3 protein-coding genes are annotated in these 1,268 nt (G+C 44.6%); all 3 read left to right on the top strand.

Going from position 1 to position 1,268, the window contains the following annotated elements; genetic code table 11:
* A partial coding sequence (locus tag A3729_RS23455; RefSeq protein WP_304439751.1) for a cytochrome c-type biogenesis CcmF C-terminal domain-containing protein occupies positions 1-374 on the top strand: 374 nt, incomplete at its 5' end.
* On the top strand, positions 371-913 hold the full coding sequence (locus A3729_RS23460; RefSeq protein WP_068510742.1) for a DsbE family thiol:disulfide interchange protein: 543 nt from the start codon (positions 371-373) through the stop codon (positions 911-913). The genes A3729_RS23455 and A3729_RS23460, both read left to right, overlap by 4 nt.
* Positions 910-1,268 (top strand): cytochrome c-type biogenesis protein (locus A3729_RS23465; protein WP_068634348.1); only part of this gene is annotated, 359 nt, incomplete at its 3' end. The genes A3729_RS23460 and A3729_RS23465, both read left to right, overlap by 4 nt.

The raw sequence follows: 1,268 nt of genomic DNA on the forward strand, positions 1-1,268 counted from the left end.
ACTTCGTATTTGAAAGCTTAGATCCCTATACTGGCGCTAACTATCAGGCTGATCGTGCCACGGTACGTGTTACCTCGGTTGCATCAGGGAACGAAGTCGCCACATTACACCCCGAGAAGCGAGTTTACTTCTCTAAGAACAGCCCTATGACGGAAGCAGGCATTGATGCCGGGCTATTCCGTGATCTCTATATTGCTTTAGGCGAGCCACTCACTGACGGTGCCTGGGCAGTTCGTATTCAAATAAAACCCTTCGTTAGATGGATTTGGCTTGGCACTATTTTTATGGCGCTAGGTGGATTGTTTGCGATAAGTGATCGTCGTTATCGCTTAAAGTCAAAACTCGTAGACAATAAAAATGGAGGCCTGGTATGAACAAAAGAATCGTCCTTTTCACACCTCTCGTTCTTACTATTGCTCTTGGGCTCATACTATATACCGCTATCGGTAAGGATCCTACCAAACTAGAAACGGCACGGCTAAACGACCCAGTACCGAAGTTTCAGCTGAGTTCTTTGTCAGACCAAAATAAGCAGCTCAATAACTCAGTATTCAGCGGTGAGGTAATGCTCTTAAATGTCTGGGCAACCTGGTGCCCATCGTGTCGAGTTGAGCACCCCTATCTAAACACTCTGTCAGAGCAGGGCGTCAAAATCGCTGGATTAAATTACAAGGATGAGCGTGATGCTGCTCAGGTTTGGCTTGCAAAACTAGGCAACCCTTATACATTCAACATTTACGACCCTGAGGGAAAGCTTGGATTTGATCTAGGTGTTTACGGTGCTCCAGAGACATACATTATCGATCAGCACGGATATGTCAGGCATCGCCATGTTGGTGTCGTTGATGACAAAGTCTGGCACTCGACGCTTAAGCCTTTGATCGACAAACTCGAAGGAAAGGTGGTGCTATGAACGAGCTCACAAGCAGATTAATTTTGCTGTTTTCCCTTACAACTTTCTTTTCGCTTCCTATTAGCGCAAATATAGACGTTTATCAGTTTTCTGATGAAGAAAGGCGCATGAATTACCTTGAGTTGACTAAGGAGCTCCGTTGCCCAAAATGTCAAAATCAAGATATCGCTGACTCTAACGCCCCAATTGCTGCCGACATGCGCAAAGAGGTTCACCGTTTACTTGAAGAAGGGAGTAGTCCTGAAGAAGTTGTTCAATTTATGATTGATCGCTTTGGAGATTTCGTCACCTATAAGCCAAAAGTTAGTAGTGAAACCTTAATGCTCTGGTATGGACCTTGGATTTTTATCATTTT

Source organism: Oleiphilus sp. HI0043, from assembly GCF_001634935.1.